This window comes from Streptomyces sp. CoH27 (assembly GCF_020181035.1).
Classification (GTDB): Bacteria; Actinomycetota; Actinomycetes; order Streptomycetales; family Streptomycetaceae; genus Streptomyces; species Streptomyces camelliae.
Genome location: NZ_JAIQYY010000010.1, coordinates 71,729 through 93,402 on the forward strand (window position 1 = coordinate 71,729; position 21,674 = coordinate 93,402).

Below are 21,674 nucleotides of genomic sequence, written 5' to 3' on the forward strand. Positions count from 1 at the left end.
GTGGCAGCTGCTCAACAAATTTTCTAGTCATTCACAGTCATTCTTAGTCGTGCATCTTGATCCTCTGAAGCTTTCGGAGTGGGCGCGCCTGCAAGGCGTGAGCTACCGGACCGCTTGGCGGTGGGTGAAGGACGGGAAGATGCCCGTTCCTGTCCGCCAGGCGCCGTCCGGGACATGGCTGGTCGACGAGCCCGCCGTCCAACCGTCCGGGCGGGTGGTGGTGTACTGCCGTGTGCCTTCCGCCGACCAGAAGGCCGATCTGGACCGGCAGGCGGCCCGGGTCGTGGCCGGCGCGAACGGGCTGGGCCTGGCCGTCGCCGAGGTCGTCACTGAGGTGGGATCCGGGTTGAACGGGCGTCGGCGCAAGCTGCACCGGGTCCTGTCCGACCCGACCGCCACTGTGGTCGTGGTCGAGCACCGGGACCGGCTGGCCCGGTTCGGCGTCGAATACCTCGAAGCCGCACTGTACGCGTCCGGTCGGCGCCTGGTCGTCCTTGACCGCACCGAGACTGCCGATGACCTGGTGCGCGACATCACCGAGGTACTGACGTCGATGTGTGCGCGTCTGTACGGGCGTCGGGCGGCGAAGAACCGGGCCGCCCGCGCGGTGGCCGTAGCGACGGGCGAGGCCACCGAGTGAAGAAGTTTCAGCCACAGCCAGGGTTCGTGGTACAGGCGTACCGGTTCGCCCTCGACCCGAACGCCTCCCAGGAGAGTGCGTTCCGCTCGCACTGCGGTGCCGCCCGTGCCGCGTACAACTGGGCTGTCGGCTGGGTGACCGCCTCTTGGAGGCAGCGCCGGGCGGAGGAGACGTACGGCATCGGTGAGGCGGAGCAGACCGAGTGGCGCCCGTGGTCGCTGCCGTCGCTGCGGAAGGCGTTCAATGCCGCCAAGCACACCGACCCGCGCTTCGCCGCGTGGTGGGAGGAGAACTCCAAGGAGGCATACAACACCGGGCTGGCGAACGCGTCGGCCGCGTTCGACAACTACGCGAAGTCCAAGAACGGCAAACGCAAGGGCGCCCGGATGGGTGCGCCGCGATTCAAAGCCAAGCGGAAGGCGCGCCTTGTCTGCCGGTTCACCACCGGCACGATCCGTGTCGACAGCGACGGCCGACATGTCACACTGCCCCGGCTCGGCACCATCCGCACCCACGAGCCCACCGTCAAGCTCCTCGCCCGCGTCCAGACCGGGACCGCCCGCATCCTGTCCGCGACCGTCCGGTACGAACGCGGACGCTGGTTCGCCTCCTTCCAGGTCGAGGTCAAGCGCGACCTCAAGCCCGTGGCGCGCCCAGACGTCGCGGTCGGCATCGACCTCGGGGTGAAGACCCTCGTGGTGACGGCCGACAGCACGGGCGAGATCCGCACCGTCGCCAACCCGAGGCACTACGACCGGGCGCGCAAGCAGTTGCGCCGCGCCTCCCGCGTCGTCTCCCGCCGCCAGGGCCCCGACCGGCGGACCGGACAGCAGCCTTCCCGCCGGTGGGAGAAGGCCAACGCCGCTCGCAACCGCGTGCACCACCGGGTCGCGAACCTCCGCGAGGCCGCACTGCACAAGGTCACCACGAGCGTTGCGGCCGAGTACGGCACCGTCGTGATCGAGGACCTGAACGTCGCCGGGATGCTCCGCAACCGGCGCCTGGCCCGCCAGATCGCCGACGCCGGATTCGGCGAGATCCGCCGCCAGCTCGACTACAAGACCCGCCAGCGCCACGCCACCCGCATCGTGGTCGCGGACCGCTGGTACCCATCATCCAAGACCTGCTCCGGGTGCGGCGCGGTGAAAGCCAAGCTGCCGCTGCACGTCCGGACCTACGAATGCGACGCCTGCCACCTGGTCATCGACCGGGACGACAACGCCGCGCTCAACCTCGCCGCCCTCGCAGCGGCCTGCATCACTGGTACCGGAGTGGCCGGAGACCAGGACACCGCACAGATGGTGTCAAAGCCTCGTGGAGCCGACCAGAAGACCCGCGCCGCCCGCCCCCGCCACCAGGCGGAGGCGGGGCGGGCAGGTGGCGCAACCCTGCCGCGGCAGCGGCGGGAGGAAGCGAGAGACCGTACTCAAGCCGAAGCCCTCACGCTCTGGTGATGAGACGGACCTTCCAGGCCGAAGTGCCCGGAATGCCGAGACCTGACTACGGCCTCGGTAACGGCGATACTCACCCCATGGCAGCAGCACAGCACGACGATCTCCACGAGCTGCTTCGGTCCCTGCGGGTCTGGGCCCCTGAGGCGACCGAGCTACGACCCTTCGACCCGGACACGGCCCCGCCGACCCCGCTCCCGCTGTTCACCAGCTGGTTCGCGGACGCGGTGGCGGCCGGGCAGCCGGAGCCGCACACGATGTCGCTGGCCACGGTGGACGACCAGGGGCGGCCCGACGTACGGATCGTGATGCTGCACGGCGCCGACCCGGACGCCTGGGCCTTCGCCACGCACCGCACCAGCCGCAAGGGCCACGCCCTGGCCGCCCGCCCGTACGCGGCCCTGGCCTTCTACTGGCCGGTGCTGGGCCGTCAGGTGCGGCTGCGCGGGCCGGTGACGGCGGCGCCCTCGGCGGAGAGCCAGGCGGATCTGCACGCCCGCTCGGCGGGCGCGCTGGCCGCGGCGCTCACCGGCCGGCAGAGCGAGGAGCTGTCCTCGGTGGAGGAGCTGCGGCGGGCGTCGGAGGCGGCCTGGGACCGGGCCCGCCTGAACCCGGCCGAGCCGTCCCCGACCTGGACCCTGTACCGGCTGCGCCCCGAGACGGTGGAGTTCTTCCAGGGCGATCCGGACCGGCGGCACGTGCGGCTGGAGTACCGGAGCACGGAGTTCGGCTGGAGCAGGACACTGCTGTGGCCTTAGACGCCGTCCTGGCCCGCACACCACGACGCACTGACTCCGTGGGTGCCGTGTCCCTGCGGCTGCGGCTCCCCTCGGTCCCCGAACCTCCACACCGCGAAGTCCGCCACCGGCCGGTAGCCGATGCGCTGGTACAGGCCGTTGCTCGTCGGGTTCGCCAGGTCGGTGAAGAGCAGGATCTCCGCGGTGCCCGCCTCCCGCGCGGCCCGGCTCACCTCCGCCGTGACCGCGCCCGCGTAGCCCCGGCCGCGCAGCTCGGCCGGGGTGTAGACCGGGGCGACGCGGACCTGGCCCGCGGTTTCCGGGGTCACGCCGGCCAAGGAGACCGGGGTGCCGTCCGGGGTCTCCCAGAGGGTGATGCCGCCGTAGGCGATGCGGGCGTCGGCCCACCCGGCCGGGTCCTGGCCGGGACCGTGGCCGGTGTCCCCGTCGAACGCGCGCTTCCAGCGGATCAGCAGCTCGCGGTCGGCGGGCCCGGCGATCCGCGCCCGCCCCTCGGGCCGGGGCTCGGGGGCGGTCAACTCGTCCAGTCTGTAGAGCCGTTGGCGCTGGGTAAGCGTGCCCGCCGTACCGCTGCGCCGCTGCCAGGCTGCCGCGAAGGCCTCAGCCGTCTCGCGCGGGCCGGAGAGCCCGGGGACCGGATGGGCCTGCTCGGCCAGCCGGGCAGCGAGCGCGTCGGCCTCCCCGGGGGTGAGCGTGGTGACGTGGAGGTGGAAGGGCGGGGTGTGGACCAGGACCGCGCGGACCGTGCCGTCGTCCAGGATGCCGAAGACGGGATCCTCGGCACCGAAGGCGTGCGGTCCGCGGCGCCGCAGCGCCTCCGTCACGCTCAGCGGCACCGTGTGCAACGCCGGGCGGGAGCTCAGGAAGTCGCCCGCGCGGGCGAGGAACTCGTCGAGGTCGTCGGTGAGATACCAGTTCTCGGGGCTCATGCGTACCGATGATCGGGCTCAGCCGCCGGGCTCGAACACCGGTTTTCCGTCCCGGTACGTCACCCGCAGCGCCATCCCCGCCGCCGGCGCGCCCTCCGCGCAGTGCACGAGCTCCGTCATCATCCGCGGCCCCTCCGCCAGATCGACCACGGCGGCGACGTACGGGGTGCGCTCGCCGAAGGGCGGCAGGTCGTTGCGGTGGACCGTGGACCAGGTGTAGAGCGTGGCCCGGCCGCTCGCCTCCTCCCAGGTCACGTCCTCGCTCCAGCAGTGCGGGCAGAACTCGCGCGGATAGTGGTGGGCCCGGCCGCAGGCCCCGCAGCGGCGGATGAGCAGCCGCCCTTCCGCGGCGGCCTCCCAGTACGGGCGCGTGAAGGCGTCGGGCTCCGGTACGTCGTACCGCACGTCCCGCATCAGAACCACCCCAGCCAGGCGTCCAGCGACCAGCTCTGCCAGGCCATGCCGAAGAAGGCGACGAGCGAGATCAGCGCCATCATCGAGTTCTGCCCCTGCTCCGCCCAGTCGTGGATCATCAGCACGAAGTAGACGGCGTTCAGCAGCAGGCCGCCGATCAGCGCGACCGGGGTCAGGAAGCCGAGGATCAGGCCGAGGCCGAGGGAGAGTTCGGCGTAGGCGACGATGTACGCCATCAGCTTCGGATGCGGCTTCACCGTCGCCTCGAAGCCGCTGCGCACCGGCGCCCAGCGGTGCTTCTCCGCGATCTCCGCCGCCCACGCGATGCCGCTGCCCCGCTCGAACCACGCCTTCTTGTCCTTGTGCCGCCAGCTCTCCAGCCACCACAGCCCGAGCCCGATCCGCAGCACCGCCAGCCAGTGAACGCCGTCCAGCCCTATGGAGTCCATGGATCTGACGGTACGTCAGATACTGCGTAAAGCCCACCCGTGAGTCCATTGCACCGAGAAGGGGCGGCCGGCCCACCCCGACACGTTCCCTCCGGATCCATGTGGGCTACGTCACCTGTAGCGAGCACATCTCCACACACGTGATCAATCCGCAACCAATTCCGGTCTTGACCGAGACCCATCAACCGGGTGGGTGATTACGCTCCGAGCATGGCCGACTCCCGTTCCGCTTCCACACAGCTCTCCGCCACGCCCGCCGACCGCCCGGTCTACGTCATCGGCGCCGGGCCGGGCGGTCTGGCCGCCGCGTACGCGCTGCGGGCGCGGGGCATACGGGCGGTGGTCCTGGAGAAGGCGGACCGGGTGGGCACCTCGTGGCGGGGTCACTACGACCGTCTCCGGCTGCACACCACCCGGCGGCTGTCCGCGCTGCCGGGCCTGAAGATCCCCCGGAAGTTCGGGCGTTGGGTCCGCCGGGACGACGTCGTGCGCTACCTGGAGAAGTACGCCGAGCACCACGAGCTGGAGATCGTCACCGGCGTGGAGGTCTTCCGCGTCGAGCGCGCCGCGGACGGCACCGGCTGGCTGCTGCACGCCTCCGGCGGACGCGAGCTGACCGGCAGCGCGGTGGTCGTCGCCACGGGCTACAACCACACCCCGCTGCTGCCCGACTGGCCGGGCCGCGACGACTACACCGGTCAGTTGCTGCACGCCGGCCGCTACCGCAACGCCACGCCGTACGCGGGCCGGGACGTGCTGGTCGTCGGGATCGGCAACACCGGCGCGGAGATCGCCGTCGACCTGGTGGAGGGCGGGGCGGCGCGGGTGCGGCTGGCCGTGCGCACCACCCCGCACATCCTGCGCCGCTCGACGCTCGGCTGGGCCGCCCAGTACACGGGCATCCTGGTACGACGGCTGCCGGTGGGCCTCGTGGACCGGCTGGCCGGGCCGTTCGCGAAGGCGACCATGCCGGACCTCACGGCCCACGGACTGCCCCGCCCGGACACCGGCCTGTACAGCAGGGTGAAGCAGGGCGCGATCCCGGTGCAGGACGTCGGCCTGATCGACGCCGTGCGCGCGGGCAGGGTGGAGATCGTGGCCGCCGTCGAGTCCTTCGAGGACGGGAAGGTGGTCCTCGCCGACGGCAGCCGGATCGAGCCGGACGCGGTGATCGCGGCGACCGGGTACACGCGGGCGCTGGAGGGGCTGGTCGGGCATCTCGGGGTGCTGGACGGCCGCGGCAGACCCCTTGTGCACGGCGGCCGGGCGCCCGCGCAGGCGCCCGGTCTGTACTTCACCGGTTTCACCAATCCGATCAGCGGCATGTTCCGGGAGATGGCGCTGGACGCCGGGAAGATCGCGAAGACGGTGGCCAAGCATCTTCGATGACAGGGGTGCGCACCCGTCGGTAACTTTGAACGTCCGACCAGTTCCTGACATTGCGTCAGTTCAGTAATCTGACACTGCGTCAGTTTACTTGTGCTGTCTCACAGGAGCGGGCGGACCGATGCTTGGATCAACCCACGGCACCCTCACCACCGACTCCCGCCGGGCCCGGGTCATCGCCTGCGGCGAGCAGCGGCCCGGCCCCGTCGTCCACGACCGGGTCGACGACCTCGACGTCAGCGGGCGCCCGCTGTACGCGGACGTCCCCGACCTCGCCCGCTTCTTCCGGCCCGAGTCGGTCGCCGTGATCGGCGCCTCGGACACCGAGGGCCGGCCGAACACCGGGATCACCCGGCAGTTGCTGGCCTGGGCCGAGCGGGTGGGGGCGCGGGTTCATCCGGTGCACCCGACCCGGCCGTCCGTGTTCGGCATCCCGTGCGCCGCCTCGGTCGCCGAACTGCCGCCCGGCCAGGTCGACCTGGCCGTCCTGCTGGTGGCCGACCCGCTGCCGGTGATCGAGGAGCTGGCCGACGCGAAGGTGAAGTTCGCGGTCGCCTTCGCCGCCGGCTTCGCCGAGACCGGCGAGGCGGGTGCCGAGGCCCAGGAGCGGCTCGCGGACGCCGTACGCCGCTCGGGTCTGCGCCTGCTCGGCCCGAACACCAACCTGAACGCCTTCGAGCGCTTCCGGGAGGACCTGGACGGCCCGGCGATCGCGCTGATCACCCAGTCCGGCCACCAGGGCCGCCCGGTGTTCTCCCTCCAGGAGCTGGGCATCCGCCTCTCCCACTGGGCGCCCACCGGCAACGAGGCCGACCTGGAGACGGCCGACTTCATCTCCTACTTCGCCGAACAGCCCGAGGTCGGCGCCATCGCCGCCTATGTGGAGGGCCTGAAGGACGGCCGCGCCTTTCTGCTGGCCGCCGACCGCGCCGCCCGCCGCAAGGTGCCGGTGGTCGCGGTGAAGGTGGGCCGCACCGAGACCGGGGCCCGTACGGCCGCCTCGCACACCGGCAAGCTCACCGGCGCCGACGCGGTGGTGGACGCGGCGATGCGCCAGTACGGCGTCGTACGCGTCGACGGGCTCGACGAACTCCAGGACACCGCGGCCCTGCTGGCGCGGGCGCGGGCTCCCCTGGCGGACGGGGTGGCGGTCTACTCGATCTCCGGCGGCACCGGCGCGCACGTCGCCGACCTGGCGGCCGGCCTGGGGCTGCGCCTGCCGCGGCTGTCGGACGAGCGGCAGGCCGAGCTGCACCAGTGGATCCCGGAGTACCTGAGCGTGGCCAACCCGGTGGACAACGGCGGACACCCGGTCGGCGACGCGCGCGGCCGGAAGATCATCGACGCGCTGCTCGCCGACCCGGCGGTCGGGGTCCTGATCTGCCCGGTCACCGGCCCGTTCCCGCCGCTCAGCGACAAGCTGGTGGCGGACCTGGTCGCGGCGGCCGAGGAGACGGACAAGCTGGTGTGCGTGGTGTGGGGCTCCCCGGTCGGCACCGAGCCGGCGTACCGGGAGACCCTGCTGGGCTCCTCGCGCGTGGCGACCTTCCGCACGGTCGGCAACTGTCTGGCGGCCGTCCGCGCCTGGCTGGACCACCACCGCTTCGTGCGCGACTACCGCTCCCCCTTCGACGAGGCCCCGCGCCTGCCCTCGCCCTCCTTCCGCAAGGCGCAGGCGCTGATGCGTCCGGGCCGGCAGCTGAGCGAGCACGCGGCGAAACAGCTCCTGCGCGCCTACGGCATCCGGGTCCCGCGGGAGCAGCTGGTGACCAGCGCGGCGGCTGCCGTACGGGCCGCGGCCCAGATCGGCTACCCGGTGGTGATGAAGGCCTCGGGTGCCCGGATCGCCCACAAGACCGAACTGGGCCTGGTGAAGGTCGGCCTGACGTCAGCCAGCCAAGTCCGTGACGGTTACCGCGAGTTGATGGACATCGCCCGCTACGAGGGGGTCTCGCTGGACGGGATCCTGGTGTGCCAGATGGTCGAGCAGGGCGTGGAGATGGTCGTGGGCGCGACGCACGACGACCTGTTCGGCCCGACGGTGACGGTGGGCCTGGGCGGGGTGCTGGTCGAGGTCCTGCACGACACGGCGGTCCGCGTCCCGCCGTTCGGCGAGGACCAGGCCCACGCCATGCTCGCCGAACTCCGCGGCCACCCCCTGCTGGACGGCGTCCGGGGCCGCCCGCCGGCCGACCGCGACGCGCTGGTGGAGGTGGTTCTGCGGGTCCAGCGCATGGCACTGGAACTCGGCGACCAGATCGCCGAGCTGGACATCAACCCGCTGCTGGTCCTGCCCCGGGGGCAAGGCGCGGTGGCACTGGACGCGCTGGTGGTGTGCCGGTGAGCGGGATCCGCCACGAGGTCCGGGAGTACGTCTCGTACCTCACCCTCGACCGCCCCGAGGCGCTGGGCGCCCTCACGCCCGCGCTGCGGGACCGGCTGATCGAACTGCTGGCGCAGGCCTCGGCGGACCCGGAGACCCGGGCGGTGGTGCTGACCGGCACCGGACGCGGCTTCTGTGCGGGCGCGGACCTGCGGAGTGGCGGTTCGGGAGCCGGTGAGCGCGTCGCCGGTGATGTGGCCCGCACCCTCCGGCTCGGCGCCCAGCGGCTGATCGCGGCCGTGCTGGACTGCGAGAAGCCGGTGATCGCCGCCGTGAACGGTACGGCGGCCGGGCTCGGCGCGCATCTCGCGCTCGCCTGCGACCTGGTGCTGGCCGCTGAATCCGCCCGCTTCATCGAGGTGTTCGTACGACGTGGACTCGTACCGGACGGCGCAGGCGCCTATCTGCTGCCCCGGCTGCTGGGCCCCCAGCGGGCCAAGGAGCTGATGTTCTTCGGGGACGCGGTTCCGGCGGCGGAGGCGGAACGGCTGGGGCTGGTCAACCGGGTGGTGCCGGACGGGGAGCTGGCGAAGACGGCACGGGAATGGGCGACCCGCCTGGCTTCCGGCCCCACCCGGGCCCTGGCCCTGACCAAGCAGCTGGTGAACACCTCCCTGGACGCCGACCGTTCGGCCGCCTTCGCCGCCGAGGCCGCGGCGCAGGAGGTGAACATGACGACGGCGGACGCCGGGGAGGGCCTGCGGGCGTTCACGGAGCGCCGCAGCCCGGAGTTCCGGGGGCGGTGAGTCAGGTCTTCCGCTTCAGCGTCCACAGCGTGCCCGCGTCCGGATCGCCGAAGAGCACGAACAGTTCGGGGTCGTGCTCGGTACCGCTGATCGACCAGTGGGTGTCCTCGCCGCAGGAGCGGTCGAGCTTCAGCAGCACGCCGTCGCGCTTGGTGCCGTCGGGGGCCGGGCCGGGCTCCCAGCTGCCGGGGCCGTCGCACAGGACGACGTCCGTGGCGGCCCCTTCGCCCCCGGACGGCTCGGCCGGCAGCCTGGTGGCCTCGGCGCGCCCGCTCGGGTACAGCCGCAGCACGGCCCCGCTCGGGCCGTGCCAGACCCCGGCCAGCTGGGCGGTGGTCAGCTTCGGCGGCTCGTACTGCTTGATCAGGCCGGCCGCGACGGCCCCGAGCCCGCCGCCGAGGGCCAGGGCGAAGAGGCCGGCGCAGGCGAGTGCCGAGCGCCACCACAGGCCCCACTGCGACCACGTACGCGTGCGGACGTAGGGGAGGGCGAGCGCGGGCAGCACGCCGAGGCCGCTGAGGACCGCGGCCGTGGTGGCGAACGGCCAGTGCCACAGCGCCGCCGTCACCGCGCCCCAGCCGACGGCCGTGGCCACCGCTCCGGCGAGCCGCCAGGCCCACTCGGGACCGCCGTACCGGCGGAGCGCCGGCCGGGCGAGCAGGGCCGCGGGCAGCGTCAGCACGAGCGAGGCGAACAGGCCCAGCAGCGGGAGCAGCAGCGGCGCGAAGATCAGCAGGAGCGCCGGCCCGAAGGCACCGCCGGTGCCCGCGCCGTACTGGTCCTGGGTGACACTCCAAAGGAGCCACAGCAGCCCGGCCGCGGGCAACTGCGCCGCGTTCACCGGGATCGCCGCGGCCACCTCACTGCGCAGCGCCCGGTCCGCGGCCCGGCCCTCGTCGCGTACGTTCTCCCACCCCATGATCGCACCCTATGAGCCGCCGGTACGGGGCACTCCGGCAGGCTTCCCATCTGACGGACTGTCAGCTTCAATGGAGGGCGTGATGGGACACGCAGGGGCGGCGGCCGCCGCAGTCCGGTATCTGAGGCCGAGGGCCGTGGAGCCGTTGCCGCGGCCGGAGTTGCGGTGCGTCCGGGAGGGTGAGCGGGCGTCGGTGGAGCCGGGTGAGTTCCGGCGGGTACTGGGGCACTTCGCGACCGGGGTCACGGTCATCACCGCCCCGGCCGGCGCGGACGAGCCGGGCCCCGCCGGGTTCGCCTGCCAGTCCTTCTCCTCCCTCTCCCTCGAACCGCCCCTGGTCTGCTTCCTGGTGGGCCGTACATCCACCACCTGGCCGCGCATCGCCCGCGCCGGCGTCTTCTGTGTCAACGTGCTCGGCGCCGGCCAGGGTGAGCTGTGCCGGGCCTTCGCGGTGAGCGGCGCGGACAAGTTCGCGGGGGTGGCGTACGACGCGGCGCCCGTCTCCGGGGCACCGCGGCTGGACGGCGCGGTCGCCTGGATCGACTGCACCGTCCACGCCGTCCACACCGGGGGCGACCACCTGATCGTCGTGGGCCGGGTGGACGCCCTCGGCGCGGCCGGGGACGGCGAACCGCTGCTGTTCCACCGGGGGCGGTTCGCGGCCCTCGACGGAGGGCCGGGGCCGTCCCGGGGTCAGGCGAACGGCAGCACGTCCGCCGGATGATCAAGCCACACGCGGGCGGCGCCGTCCCGCCCCACCGTGAGACCGAACCGGTCAAGGTCGGGCCTGCCTCGCTCCGCCCACCATGTCAGGGCCCGCTCCACCTCGTCCCACAGACGGCGCGGCCCGGACTGGTAGACCGTGGCGTCCGGTTCGCTGCCACGGAACTCGACGGCGGCCCATGACCGGCTCCTCAGGTCGAAGAACCAAGCCCTCCCGGCCCCCTCGTCCGTCTGGTCCGTCCGGCTGGCCTGGTTGACGACGTGGGCGCAGTCCGGCACACACAGGCCTGTCACAAACCGGGCGGTCGTGTAACGGCCCCCCAAGTCCGCCAGAGTGAGCCGCGTGAACGACTCGTCTGTGTCCCCGGGGAACTCATGGACGTGTCCGCGGAACTGGTCCCAGTCGAGGCGCTGAGCACGTAGCTTCATGAAATCGACCAAACGCAGGAACGGCCCGGACGCCTGGCCGTCCTCACCCACCGTCAGCCGGACCAGGGCGTCCTGGTCGCTGTAGTGGGTGCCCCATGGGGCGAGGACAACTCCACCCGGCCGGGTCTGCTCCGACCAGCACGGCGGGACAGCTCGCACGCCTGCCGTGACGATCACGCGGTCATAGGGCGCCCCCTCCGACCATCCGTCCCGGCCATCCCCGTGGACCACTTCGGGGTCGAGTCCGGCACGCTTCAACGCGGCGCGGGCACGCTCGGCCACCGTGGCGTCGATCTCGACACTGACCACGTGCGAGCTGCCCAATCGACGCGAGAGCAGTCCGGCGTTCCAACCGGTACCGGTGCCGACTTCAAGCACCCGCATGCCGTCGCTCACGTCCAGATCGCGCAGCATCGCGGCCACGACGGACGGCATGCTCGCAGAACTGGTCGGCACGGTCCCCGGCTCAGTGCCGGTGTGCCGGCCGTCGTCCCACTGGGTCACGAGCGGAACGTTCGCGTACGCGGCTCGCTCCCACCCTTCGGCATCGTCGGCTCGGGAGACCGGGACACTGCGGCCGGTGGGCATGTCGTACGCCCAGACGAGGTCCGGCAGGAACAGCGCACGCGGTACGGCCCTGAACGCCTCTGCCCACGCGGGCGTCAGGGCTGCGGTGTCCAGGAGGTACCGCGCCAGCTCGTCACTGGCGCGGCCGTCCTGCTCAGGTGTGAGCGTCACTTGCGGTGCTTCCCGTCTCCGGGCGGTGATTCGCCGTCGGGGGGTGGTGGCGGGGGCGGCGTCCAGGGCTGCCCGGGAAGATTGTCCTCACCGCTGCCATTGCCCCGTCACCCCCGTTCCACACGATCGGTCCCGTCATGGTCATCGTCATCCTCGGACCCTCCTTTGACTTGTCCCGAACCCGTCAGGCACAGCGCCGACGAGGTCATGCGACCCGCCCCTCAGCCGGGGGCGGGAGTCCGCGACCCTGACCCTGCGGTCGCCATGGGGGTGCGTCAGCCGCGCGTCCACGCCAGCACCAGGGCGAGGACCGGGGCGGAGACGATCGCAACGTACGCGAGCAGGCCGGCGATCTCCTTCATGGCCGGGCGCTCATCGCTGCGCGGCACGAAGGTTCTCGTAGTGGTCGCACAGGGCGTTGACGCTGCGGGCGAGTCTCTGCGCCACCGCGACGCGAACAGCCGGTGTGCAGCCGTCACCGATCCGCAGTTTCCTGCGCGCCTCTGCGACACAGGCCCGGGCGCAGTACCGCGGGGCGCTGTCCTTCGGCTCCCGTTCCGCGATTGCCTCAACCTCGGGGACGAGGAGCTGCATGTGTCCGCGAAGTGTCAGAGTGAGCGTGTCCAGGTCGTCCTCGGAGAGGGTTTCGGTGAGGGCGCACCGCGCGGTGGCACGCATCGTCCCGATGTCTACGGGCAGGGTGGTGCTACCGCTCCCCGCTGCGGTGTTCACCGGGTCGCCGCACGGGGAAAGGGCCGGGCTCAGCGGTAAAGGACCGTCGCCGGGCAGGACGTTTTCCGCCCCGCCCTCCTCGCTGACAGTGCCGTGACTGGCCACGACGCAGACCCGATTCGTCGTTCCACTGCCCCGTGCACTGGCCTGGGGCCGGGCGGTACCGTTCATCATGTCGACGCTCCTCAACAGCGTTGGCCGCGCCCGGGGCCGTGTCAGCGGTCGCCGGGCTTCGTCATTTCGGCAGCCGGGCACAGCGCGCCGCTTTCGCGGCGCGCTGGCGCAGCAACAAAAAGAGACTGGACCGGTGGACCGGTCCAGTCAAGACATTCAGGAGACCACTACCCCATCGGGTACCTCTCGGTCTCCTCGAAGACGTGCGACGGCGTGACGCCCTCTTCGCACACGAGCGGGAGACCGTCCTGGTCATAAGCCGTGTGGACCACGACGGCCACGGCCGCCGGCTGTTCCACCTCCAGTAGCCGGGCTTCCTCGTTACTGGCCAGGCGGACCGTGGTGATGTCGACGCCTTCACGGGGCGAACGTCCGGTTTCACGGCGCACGTAGTGCGTGGTGCCCTCGGCGATCGGACCCGGCAACGCCAGGCGGTGGGCCACATCGGCGATGCCGGGCGGGAACCAGGCGCTGACGACCGTCCCCGGCGAACCATCGTCGAGCAGCACCAGGCGCATCCGACGCAGCGCGGTCTCACCGGATTCAAGCCCGAGGGCTTCAACCACGTGCGCAGGCGGCACGAGCCGGTCCGGCATGCCCAGCCGCCGGTACGGTCCACCACCCTCGACGCGACCGGAACCGGCCCGGCGACCGCCCGCCGGCCGCGCGACCGGCGTCTCCGCAACCGTGAATCCGGCGCCCTGCCGGACCGCGACCAGACCGTCGGCCCTCAGCACGTCGTACGCCTTGACGACAGTGGCCCTGGACACGGACCACTGTTCGGCGAGGTCACGGCCCGACGGCAGCAGGTCGCCCGGGCCGAACTCACCCGCCGCGATCCGGTTCCGGAGATCGTCGGCGATCTGCTCGTACTTCAGAAGGGGCATGACGCATGTTTCCGATCACTGGACTGGTCCACCACTCGGGAACCAGAATGCCCTCCATGACACTTCCCGAGCTAGCGCCGGAGATCGTGAGGTTCTACACCGAAACCATCGACGAGGCGGACAGGCTGACCACCACAGCCGACGGACGCCTGGAGCTGGTGCGCACCCAGGAACTGCTGCGCCGCTACCTGCCGACGCCGCCGGCCCGCATCCTCGACGTCGGCGGCGGCCCTGGCACCCACGCCCGATGGCTGATCGAGGACGGCTACGGCGTTCATCTCGTCGACCCGATTCCCCGGCATGTCGAACAGGCGAAGGCCACTGGTGCCACCGTCGAAGTCGGCGATGCCCGCAAGCTCACCGCCACGGACGGCTCGACCGACGTCGTCCTGCTGCTCGGCCCGCTGTACCACCTGATCGACCGCGCCGACCGCGAGCAGGCACTCGCCGAGGCCTACCGCGTACTCAAGCCGGGCGGCCTGCTGGCAGCGGCCGGAATCAACCGGTATTCCAGCCTCTTCGAGCACACCGCGTTCGCGCACCTCTACAAGGAACAGATGCAGAGGAGCATCAGCCAGATCCTCGCCTCCCAGATCCACGACGGGAAGAAAGCGTTCACAGCCGCCTACTTCCACAGCGGCGAGCAACTGCGCGACGAGGTGGCTGCTGCCCGATTCGACGATGTCAGTGTCTTCGGGGTCGAAGGCCCGGCCTGGTCCATGCTCGCGGCGGCCGAACGCAACACTGGCGGCGACTTCCGGAAAACGCCCTTGTTCGAGTCGGCGCTGACTGCGGCACGCATGGCCGAGCCGTACCCCGAACTGCTGGCGGCGAGTTCACATCTGCTGGTGGTCGGCCGACGGCCGGTCTAACGCCAGGACGAGACACGAAAAGGCCCCGCCGCCCACGCACGATGGACAACGGGGACAGGCAGGCGCCACAGCCGCGCCTCTACGGCATGAGGGTCAGCGTGCCGCCAACCGCCACAACGACGTCACCTCGGCCGCGCGGGCCGCGTGCAGCGGGTCGCGCGGGTCGTTCGCACGCGGGTGGCGGGCGCGGGTGTCCGTACGGTCCAGCACCTTCAGGCCCGCCTTCCCGATCGCCGCAAGCAGCTCGTCCCGGGTGCGCAGACCCAGGTGTTCGGCCAGGTCGGAGAGGATCAGCCAGCCCTCGCCGCCGGGTTCCAGATGCGCGGGCAGTCCGGTCAGGAAGGCGTGCAGCATCGCGCCGCCGGGGTCGTACACGCCCTGGTCGAGGGGGGAGGCGGGGCGGACCGGGAGCCAGGGCGGGTTGCAGACGATCAGCGCGGCCCGGCCGGGCGGATACAGCTCCGGGCCGGCGACCGTGACCCGGTCCGTGAGGCCCAGGCGGCCGAGGTTGTCCCGGGCGCAGGCGCGGGCGCGGGGGCTGAGGTCGGTCGCGGTGACGTGGGTGAGACCGCGCCGGGCCGGCACGGCGGCCAGCACACCGGTGCCGGTGCCGAGATCGAAGGCGGTACGGCCCTCGGGCAGGGCTGCCCGCGCGACCAGGTCGACGTACTCGCCACGCACGGGGGCGAAGACGCCGTAGTGCGGGTGGATCCGGGCGCCGAGGGCCGGTACGTCGACGCCCTTCTCGCGCCACTGCCGGGCGCCGAGCACGCCCAGCAGCTCCCGGAGCGGTACGAGGGAGGGGCCGGCGGGCGGGCCGTAGGCGTCGGCGCAGGCCTGGCGGACGTCCGGGGCGCGGCGCAGGGCGAGGCTGTGGTCGGCTTCCAGCAGGACCAGCAGCCGGCCCAGGATCCGGGCCCGGTGGGCGCGGAAGCGGCGCAGGAGGTGGAAGCTCTCGGCCGCCGAGGCCGCCGAGGCTCCCGAGGCCTCCGAGGCTCCCCGGTCCGGGGGCTGTGGGGCCTTGCGGTCGATACGGCGGGCCAGGGCGCTCAGCAGCTGTCGGGCGCCGTGGTAGTCGCCGCGCCACAGCAGGGCCGTGCCCTCGGCGGTGAGGCGGTGGCGGCGCGGACGCGGTCGTCGGCGACGATCAGCCGGCGGGGCGGCGGGAGTTCGCTCTCAGAGTGCCAGCGGGCGGACAGGGGGTCGTTCTCGGTCCAGCGGACCAGGGGCACGGCATGCTCCTCGGGAGGGGGTTCCTACGTGTGCGGGCACGAGGAACGCGTCACCGAGGACCATGCCGAGTGTCATCAACTTCCCTTTCCTGAGCGTGGGTTCAGGATACGGCCAGGGCGGGTGCCGTCGGGGCCGGGTGGCGGCGGATCACCAGGGACATCAGGGCTGCCGCCGCGCACAGGGCGCCGGAGGCGTACCAGACGAGGTCGTAGGAGCCGAAGACGTCGCGGGCGACGCCGCCGAGGTAGGCGACGAGGGCCGCGCCGATCTGGTGGGAGGCGAGGACCCAGCCGAAGACGATGGCGCTGTCGTCACCGAACTGCTCCCGGCACAGGGCCAGGGTGGGCGGGACGGTGGCCACCCAGTCGAGGCCGTAGAAGACGATGAAGAACAGCATCGGCGGGTGGACCGACGGGCCCAGCAGCATGGGGAGGAAGAGGAGGGACATGCCGCGCAGGGCGTAGTAGACCGCGAGCAGGCGGCGCGGTTCGAAGCGGTCGGTGAACCAGCCGGAGGCGATCGTGCCGGCCACGTCGAACACGCCGACGACCGCGAGCAGCGAGGCCGCCGTGGTGACCGGCATGCCGTGGTCGTGCTCGGCGGGCACGAAGTGGGTCTGGATCAGACCGTTGGTGGAGGCGCCGCAGATCGCGAAGGTGCCGGCGAGCAGCCAGAAGGTGCCGGTGCGGACGGAGGTGGACAGGACCTTCAGTGTGCGGCGGGCCGCGCCCGTGACCGGCGCCGGCTTGGGTATGAACTCCTTCGCCCCGTACGGCGCGACGCCGATGTCCGCCGGGTGGTCGCGCAGCAGGATCCAGACGAAGGGCACTACGGCCAGGGCCGCCAGGGACACCGTCACGGCCGCCGGGCGCCAGCCGTGGTGCTCGGACAGCCAGGAGAGCAGCGGCAGGAAGATCAGCTGGCCGGAGGCGGACGCGGCGGTGAGGATGCCGCTGACCAGGCCGCGCCGCTCGGTGAACCAGCGGTTGGTCACCGTCGCCGCGAAGGCGAGCGCCATCGAGCCGGAGCCGAGGCCCACCAGCAGGCCCCAGCACAGCCACAGCTGCCAGGCCGCCGTCATCCACACGGTCAGGCCGGACCCGGCGGCGATCACGACCAGTGCGACGGCGACCACCCGGCGGATACCGAACCGGTCCATCAGCGCGGCGGCGAAGGGGGCCGTGAGGCCGTAGAGCGCGAGGTTGATGGAGACGGCCGCGCCGATCGTGCCGCGCGACCAGCCGAACTCCTGGTGCAAGGGGTCGATCAGCAGACCGGGCAGGGAACGGAAGGCGGCCGCGCCGATGATCGTGACGAACGTGACGGCGGCGACGAACCAGGCGCGGTGCACACGGTGGTGCCGGGTGGGCGGGGCGGCTTGGACGGGGGCTGCGGCTGGGCTTGTCTGAGTCACGTCATAGAGCATCCGGTCTGCTGTTCCGCGCATCGAGTGGCCCGACGGACAGCATTCGCTAGGATCGGGCCATGGCTGCTGTCGCCGAGAGTTCCGAGAATTCTGAAGCCGTCCGTCCGCATCGGGTCGTCGTTCTCGCGCTGGACGGCCTGCTCCCCTTCGAGCTGGGCATCCCGCACCGCATCTTCGGCCGCCCCAAGGACGAGCGGGGCCGGCCGCTCTACGAGGTCGTGACCTGCTCGGTGCGGCCACCGGGCCCGGTCGAGACCGACGCCGACTTCGCCATCCACGTCACCCACGGCCCGGAGGCGCTGGCCGAGGCTGACACGGTGATCATCCCCGCGTCGTACGAACTGGGACCTGTCTTCGAGGAGGGCCGGCTGACCGACGACCTCGCCGCCGCCCTCGCCCGCATCCGCCCCGGCACCCGCCTCGCCGCCATCTGCACCGGCGGCTACGTCCTCGCCGCCGCCGGATACCTGGACGGCCGCCCGGCGACCACGCACTGGGCCGAGGCCGACCGCTTCCAGAAGCTGTTCCCGCGGATCGAGGTGGACGCGGACGTGCTGTTCATCGACGACGGCGACGTGCTGACCTCGGCCGGGGTGGCCGCCGGGATCGACCTGTGCCTGCACATGGTGCGCCGCGACTTCGGCACGGCCGTCGCCAACGACGTGGCCCGGCGCACGGTCGTACCGCCGCACCGCGACGGCGGCCAGGCCCAGTACATCGAACGCCCTGTCCCCGACCCACAGGTGGCGACCACGACCGCTGCCCGCGCCTGGGCGCTCGGCCGGCTGCACGAGCCGATCCAGCTGCGCGACATGGCCGGACAGGAGTCCATGTCGGTACGTACCTTCACCCGCCGCTTCCGTGAGGAGGTCGGCATCAGCCCCGGCCAGTGGCTCACCCAGCAGCGCGTCGAGCGCGCCCGCCATCTGCTGGAGACCACCGACCTGTCCATCGACCAGGTCGCCCGCGCGTCCGGCTTCGGCACGGCCCAGTCGATGCGCCAGCACCTCCAGCAGGCCCTGGGCGTGACCCCGACGGCGTACCGGCGCACCTTCCGGGCGACGGTCACCTCGGCGGTCTGACTCCCGCGGACGAAAGCCTCAGAATGTGAGGACCGCCCGCGCCACCCGCCCCGCCTCCGCGTCCGCCCGCGCCTTCTCGAAGTCCTCCACGGGATACACGGCCGTCACCAACTCGTCGAGCAGGAGCCGCCCTTGGCGGTACAGCTCGGCGTACAGGGCGATGTCCCGCTGGGGGCGTGAGGAGCCGTAGCGGCAGCCCAGGACGGACTTGTCCAGGTACAGGGAGGAGACGAGGAAGGACGCCTCGGCGGTGGCCGGCGGGACACCGAGGAGGATCGCCTGGCCGTGCCGGTCGAGGAGGTCGATCGCCTGCCGGATCAGCTCCACCCGGCCCACGCACTCGAAGACGTGGTCGGCGCCCGTGGGCAGGATGTCCGTCACGCCCTCCGCCGAGGTCAGGAAGTCGGTCGCGCCGAACTGCCGGGCCATCTCCTCCTTGCCCGGATTGGCGTCCACGGCGACGATGCGCAGGGCCCCCGCGATGCGCGCGCCCTGGATGACGTTCAGCCCGATCCCGCCGGTCCCGATGACGACGACGCTCTCCCCCTGCCCCACCCGGGCCCGGTTCAGCACCGCGCCCACCCCGGTGAGCACCCCGCACCCGATCAGCGCGGCGGACGGGAACGGGAGATCCTTCGGGATCCGTACCGTCTGTACGGCCTTGACGATCGTGCGTTCCGCGAAGGCGGAGTTGGCGGCGAACTGGTACACCGGCTCCCCGCCCCGCGTGAAGGGTTTCCCTGGGCGGCCGATGGCTTGCCGGCACATGGTCGGCCGGCCCCGGTCGCACTCCGCGCAGGTGCCGCAGTTGGCGAGCGTGGACAGGGCCACATGGTCGCCGGGCGCGACATGGCCGACCCCCGCCCCGACCGCTTCCACGACCCCGGCGCCCTCGTGCCCCAGCACCACCGGCACGGGGAAGGGAATGGTGCCGTCCACCACGGACAGGTCGCTGTGGCACAGCCCGGCCGCGGCGACGGCGACGCGCACCTCCCCCGCCCCCGGCTCCCGCACCGCGAGATCGTCGACCACCCGCACCCGCTTGCCGTCGAACACCACTCCACGCATCACACGGCCCCCTTGGGCTCTCTGGGCAGACCGAGCACGCGCTCGGCGATGATCGTGCGCTGGACCTGGTCCGAGCCGCCGTAGATCGTGTCGGCCCGGGAGAAGAGGAACAGGTGCTGGTCCGCGTCCAGTTCGTACGGCGCCGTGGGCGACCAGTCCGCCGGGCCCACGGAGGCGGCCGCGCCCCGCACCCGCACCGCGAGCTCGCCCAGCCGCTGGTGCCACCCGGCCCACAGCAGCTTGGCCACGCTGGGCGCGCCAGGATCCTCGGAGCCGCCGAGGGTGCGCAGGGCGTTCCAGCGCATGGTCCGCAGCTCGGCCCACTGCCGTACGAGCAGCGCGCGTACGACGGGATCGCCGGCGGCCCCGGTCTCCTCGGCAGCCCGCACCACCCGCCCCAGCTCCTCGGCGAACCCGATCTGCTGGGCGAGCGTCGACACCCCCCGCTCGAACCCGAGCAGACTCATGGCGACCCGCCAGCCCTGCCCTTCGCCGCCGACGACATGCGCCACGCGCGCGTGTGCCCCGTCGAAGAAGACCTCGTTGAAGTCACTGGTGCCGGTCATCTGCCGGATCGGCCGCACCTCGATACGGCCCGGCTGGTCCATGGGCACGAGGAGAAGGCTCAGTCCGTGATGCCGGCGGGAATCCGGCTCGGTCCGGGCCAGCACGAAACACCAGTCGGCCTCGTGCGCGAGCGAGGTCCAGATCTTCTGCCCGCTGATCCGGTACCGCTCCCCGTCCCGCACGGCCACGGTCCGGATCCCGGCCAGATCGGACCCGGCACCGGGCTCGCTGTACCCCTGGCACCAGAGCTCCTCACCGGCGGCGACCGGCGGCAGAAACCGCTTCTTCTGCTCGTCGGTGCCGTGTGCGATGAGGGTGGGAGCGAGCAGGTTCTCCCCGATGTGCCCGGACCGGGGCGGCGCCCCCGACCGCGCATACTCCTCGGCCCAGGCGACCTGCTGGGTGAGGGTCGCGGTCCGGTTCCCGTACCCGGCCTCGGCCCAGCCGAGCCCTATCCAGCCGGCGGCGCCGAGGGTGCGTTCCCAGGTACGGCGGTCTGTCGAGGGGGTGACGTTGGCGGCGAGCCATGCGCGGACCTCCGCACGAAACACCTCGTCCTGTTGACTGAACCCGAAATCCATGAAGCCCGCCTAGGGTCAAGCGCCCCATCAGGGGCGCGGGGAACTGCGCGACCAGCCACAATCGACCCGCAGCCGCGAGACGACAGCACACCCCGCTACTAGGCGTTAGGCCGAGACCCACTCCGCGCCGCCTCTTCCATCGCCAAAAGCTGGGACAGCATGGGCATCGGATCCACCCCCACCGACCCCGGCAGCAACTCCGCGATCCGCTCCGGCGTCCAGGGCCCTTCCCCGTAAACCGAACGGAGTTCCCTGGGCTGGGCCCACACCGCGATCTTCGGCCCCGCGACCGTGTACACCTGCCCGGTGATGCCCTGCGCGGCAGCCCCGTCGGACAGCAGATACACCACGAGCGCGGCCACATCCTCCGGCTCGCCGATCTCGGCCAGCTCCATGGGCACGTTCGCCGACATCCGCGTACGGGCCACGGGGGCGACGGCGTTGGCGGTGACCCCGTACTTGTGCAGGCCCAGCGCCGCGCTGCGGACCAGCGAGATGATGCCGCCCTTCGCCGCGCTGTAGTTGGCCTGGGAGACCGAGCCCTGGTGGTTGCCGCTGGTGAAGCCGATCAGCGTGCCCGAGCGCTGCCCGCGCATCACCGCGGAGGCCGCCCGGAAGACGGTGAACGTGCCCTTGAGGTGGGTGGCGACGACGGGGTCCCACTCCTCCTCGGTCATGTTGAACAGCATGCGTTCGCGCAGGATCCCGGCCACGCAGACGACTCCGTCGAGCCGGCCGTAGGAGGACACGGCGGTGTCCACCACCCGTTGTCCGCCCGCCATCGTGGAGATGTCGTCGGCGACGGCGACCGCCTCACCGCCCGCCGCCTCGATCTCCTTGACGACCGCTTCGGCGACCTCGCTCGTCGGTGCCGTCCCGTCGGCGGCGACGCCGTAGTCGTTGACGACGACCTTCGCTCCCTCGGCCGCCGCCGCCAGGGCGACCGCCCGTCCGATCCCGCGCCCGGCCCCGGTCACGGCGACCACCTTGCCTGCCAAGAAGTTCCCCACGTCCGGCCCCTTCCCGCGGTTTCTGACGGTCCGTTAGATTTTATGGCCCGTCGGACGCACGGACACAACCCCCGGGG

Annotated in this window: 20 protein-coding genes and 1 pseudogene; 9 read left to right on the top strand and 12 right to left on the bottom strand. The window is 72.1% G+C overall.

Annotated elements, in window-relative coordinates; translation table 11 throughout:
- Positions 1-64: 64 nt before the first annotated feature.
- The 3 genes from LE548_RS17795 (at position 65) to LE548_RS17805 (ending at position 2,849) form a co-directional block, all read left to right on the top strand.
- Entirely contained in the window at positions 65-640 is a 576-nt protein-coding gene (locus tag LE548_RS17795; RefSeq protein WP_225098127.1) for an IS607 family transposase, read from the top strand.
- A 26-nt stretch (positions 641-666) separates the two neighbouring features.
- Entirely contained in the window at positions 667-2,094 is a 1,428-nt protein-coding gene (tnpB, locus tag LE548_RS17800; RefSeq protein WP_225097850.1) for an IS607 family element RNA-guided endonuclease TnpB, read from the top strand.
- A gap of 77 nt (positions 2,095-2,171) precedes the next feature.
- Positions 2,172-2,849 carry a pyridoxal 5'-phosphate synthase gene (locus tag LE548_RS17805; RefSeq protein ID WP_225097851.1) on the top strand — a complete coding sequence of 226 codons (678 nt, stop codon included), beginning with the start codon at positions 2,172-2,174 and terminating at the stop codon, positions 2,847-2,849.
- Here the strand turns inward: LE548_RS17805 and LE548_RS17810 are convergent.
- Genes LE548_RS17810 through LE548_RS17820 form a run of 3 tightly spaced genes read right to left on the bottom strand, consistent with a single transcriptional unit; the run spans position 2,846 to position 4,641 of the window.
- Entirely contained in the window at positions 2,846-3,778 is a 933-nt protein-coding gene (locus LE548_RS17810) for a GNAT family N-acetyltransferase (RefSeq protein ID WP_225097852.1), read from the bottom strand. The two genes, LE548_RS17805 and LE548_RS17810, sit on opposite strands and share 4 nt — an antisense overlap.
- A gap of 18 nt (positions 3,779-3,796) precedes the next feature.
- Positions 3,797-4,192, bottom strand: a complete 396-nt coding sequence (locus tag LE548_RS17815) for a Zn-ribbon domain-containing OB-fold protein (RefSeq protein ID WP_225097853.1) — start codon at positions 4,190-4,192, stop codon at positions 3,797-3,799.
- Positions 4,192-4,641, bottom strand: coding sequence for a DoxX family membrane protein (locus LE548_RS17820; RefSeq protein ID WP_225097854.1), 450 nt, complete (start codon positions 4,639-4,641; stop codon positions 4,192-4,194). The genes LE548_RS17815 and LE548_RS17820 overlap by 1 nt, the downstream gene beginning before the upstream one ends.
- A gap of 210 nt (positions 4,642-4,851) precedes the next feature.
- On the opposite strand from LE548_RS17820, the gene LE548_RS17825 reads away from it, so the two are divergent.
- The 3 genes from LE548_RS17825 to LE548_RS17835 all read left to right on the top strand — a co-directional run bounded on the left by LE548_RS17825 (position 4,852) and on the right by LE548_RS17835 (position 9,156).
- Positions 4,852-6,030 carry an NAD(P)/FAD-dependent oxidoreductase gene (locus LE548_RS17825; RefSeq protein ID WP_225097855.1) on the top strand — a complete coding sequence of 393 codons (1,179 nt, stop codon included), beginning with the start codon at positions 4,852-4,854 and terminating at the stop codon, positions 6,028-6,030.
- Between the two features lie 118 nt (positions 6,031-6,148).
- Positions 6,149-8,371: an acetate--CoA ligase family protein gene (locus tag LE548_RS17830; RefSeq protein ID WP_225097856.1), complete on the top strand. Its 2,223-nt coding sequence runs from the start codon at positions 6,149-6,151 to the stop codon at positions 8,369-8,371.
- A complete protein-coding gene (locus LE548_RS17835) occupies positions 8,362-9,156 on the top strand; it encodes an enoyl-CoA hydratase/isomerase family protein (protein WP_225097857.1) in 795 nt (264 codons plus the stop codon). The genes LE548_RS17830 and LE548_RS17835 overlap by 10 nt, the downstream gene beginning before the upstream one ends.
- 1 nt (position 9,157) lies before the next feature.
- On the opposite strand, the gene LE548_RS17840 is transcribed toward LE548_RS17835, so the two are convergent.
- Positions 9,158-10,075: a hypothetical protein gene (locus LE548_RS17840; protein ID WP_225097858.1), complete on the bottom strand. Its 918-nt coding sequence runs from the start codon at positions 10,073-10,075 to the stop codon at positions 9,158-9,160.
- Positions 10,076-10,157: 82 nt separating this feature from the next.
- Here LE548_RS17840 and LE548_RS17845 point away from each other — a divergent pair, with 82 nt between their 5' ends.
- On the top strand, positions 10,158-10,799 hold the full coding sequence (locus LE548_RS17845) for a flavin reductase family protein (RefSeq protein WP_225097859.1): 642 nt from the start codon (positions 10,158-10,160) through the stop codon (positions 10,797-10,799).
- Here LE548_RS17845 and LE548_RS17850 read toward each other — a convergent pair.
- From LE548_RS17850 to LE548_RS17860, 3 genes are all read right to left on the bottom strand, one after another.
- Positions 10,769-11,965 carry a methyltransferase domain-containing protein gene (locus LE548_RS17850; RefSeq protein WP_225097860.1) on the bottom strand — a complete coding sequence of 399 codons (1,197 nt, stop codon included), beginning with the start codon at positions 11,963-11,965 and terminating at the stop codon, positions 10,769-10,771. The genes LE548_RS17845 and LE548_RS17850 overlap by 31 nt on opposite strands.
- A 372-nt stretch (positions 11,966-12,337) precedes the next feature.
- Positions 12,338-12,643, bottom strand: a complete 306-nt coding sequence (locus LE548_RS17855) for a DUF6415 family natural product biosynthesis protein (RefSeq protein ID WP_225097861.1) — start codon at positions 12,641-12,643, stop codon at positions 12,338-12,340.
- A gap of 395 nt (positions 12,644-13,038) precedes the next feature.
- Positions 13,039-13,758 (bottom strand): GntR family transcriptional regulator, encoded by a 720-nt coding sequence (locus LE548_RS17860; protein ID WP_225097862.1) that lies wholly within the window; start codon positions 13,756-13,758, stop codon positions 13,039-13,041.
- A 56-nt stretch (positions 13,759-13,814) separates the two neighbouring features.
- Between LE548_RS17860 and LE548_RS17865 the strand changes: the two genes are divergently transcribed.
- Complete coding sequence (locus tag LE548_RS17865) at positions 13,815-14,630, top strand: bifunctional 2-polyprenyl-6-hydroxyphenol methylase/3-demethylubiquinol 3-O-methyltransferase UbiG (protein ID WP_225097863.1); 816 nt, start codon at positions 13,815-13,817, stop codon at positions 14,628-14,630.
- Between the two features lie 93 nt (positions 14,631-14,723).
- Here LE548_RS17865 and LE548_RS17870 read toward each other — a convergent pair.
- Together LE548_RS17870 and LE548_RS17875 are read right to left on the bottom strand one after the other, a co-directional pair.
- Positions 14,724-15,862, bottom strand: a pseudogene (locus LE548_RS17870) (methyltransferase).
- 101 nt (positions 15,863-15,963) lie between these two features.
- Positions 15,964-17,289: an MFS transporter gene (locus LE548_RS17875; RefSeq protein ID WP_263636227.1), complete on the bottom strand. Its 1,326-nt coding sequence runs from the start codon at positions 17,287-17,289 to the stop codon at positions 15,964-15,966.
- A gap of 59 nt (positions 17,290-17,348) precedes the next feature.
- On the opposite strand from LE548_RS17875, the gene LE548_RS17880 reads away from it, so the two are divergent.
- Positions 17,349-18,371 carry a GlxA family transcriptional regulator gene (locus LE548_RS17880; protein ID WP_225097865.1) on the top strand — a complete coding sequence of 341 codons (1,023 nt, stop codon included), beginning with the start codon at positions 17,349-17,351 and terminating at the stop codon, positions 18,369-18,371.
- A gap of 18 nt (positions 18,372-18,389) precedes the next feature.
- On the opposite strand, the gene LE548_RS17885 is transcribed toward LE548_RS17880, so the two are convergent.
- The 3 genes from LE548_RS17885 to LE548_RS17895 all read right to left on the bottom strand — a co-directional run bounded on the left by LE548_RS17885 (position 18,390) and on the right by LE548_RS17895 (position 21,597).
- A complete protein-coding gene (locus LE548_RS17885; RefSeq protein ID WP_225097866.1) occupies positions 18,390-19,439 on the bottom strand; it encodes a Zn-dependent alcohol dehydrogenase in 1,050 nt (349 codons plus the stop codon).
- The gene (locus LE548_RS17890; RefSeq protein ID WP_225097867.1) at positions 19,439-20,587 is read right to left on the bottom strand and encodes an acyl-CoA dehydrogenase family protein; all 1,149 of its coding nucleotides are present in this window, start codon (positions 20,585-20,587) and stop codon (positions 19,439-19,441) included. Before LE548_RS17890 ends, LE548_RS17885 begins: the two co-directional genes overlap by 1 nt.
- 98 nt (positions 20,588-20,685) lie before the next feature.
- The gene (locus tag LE548_RS17895) at positions 20,686-21,597 is read right to left on the bottom strand and encodes an SDR family NAD(P)-dependent oxidoreductase (protein ID WP_225097868.1); all 912 of its coding nucleotides are present in this window, start codon (positions 21,595-21,597) and stop codon (positions 20,686-20,688) included.
- Positions 21,598-21,674 lie beyond the last annotated feature (77 nt).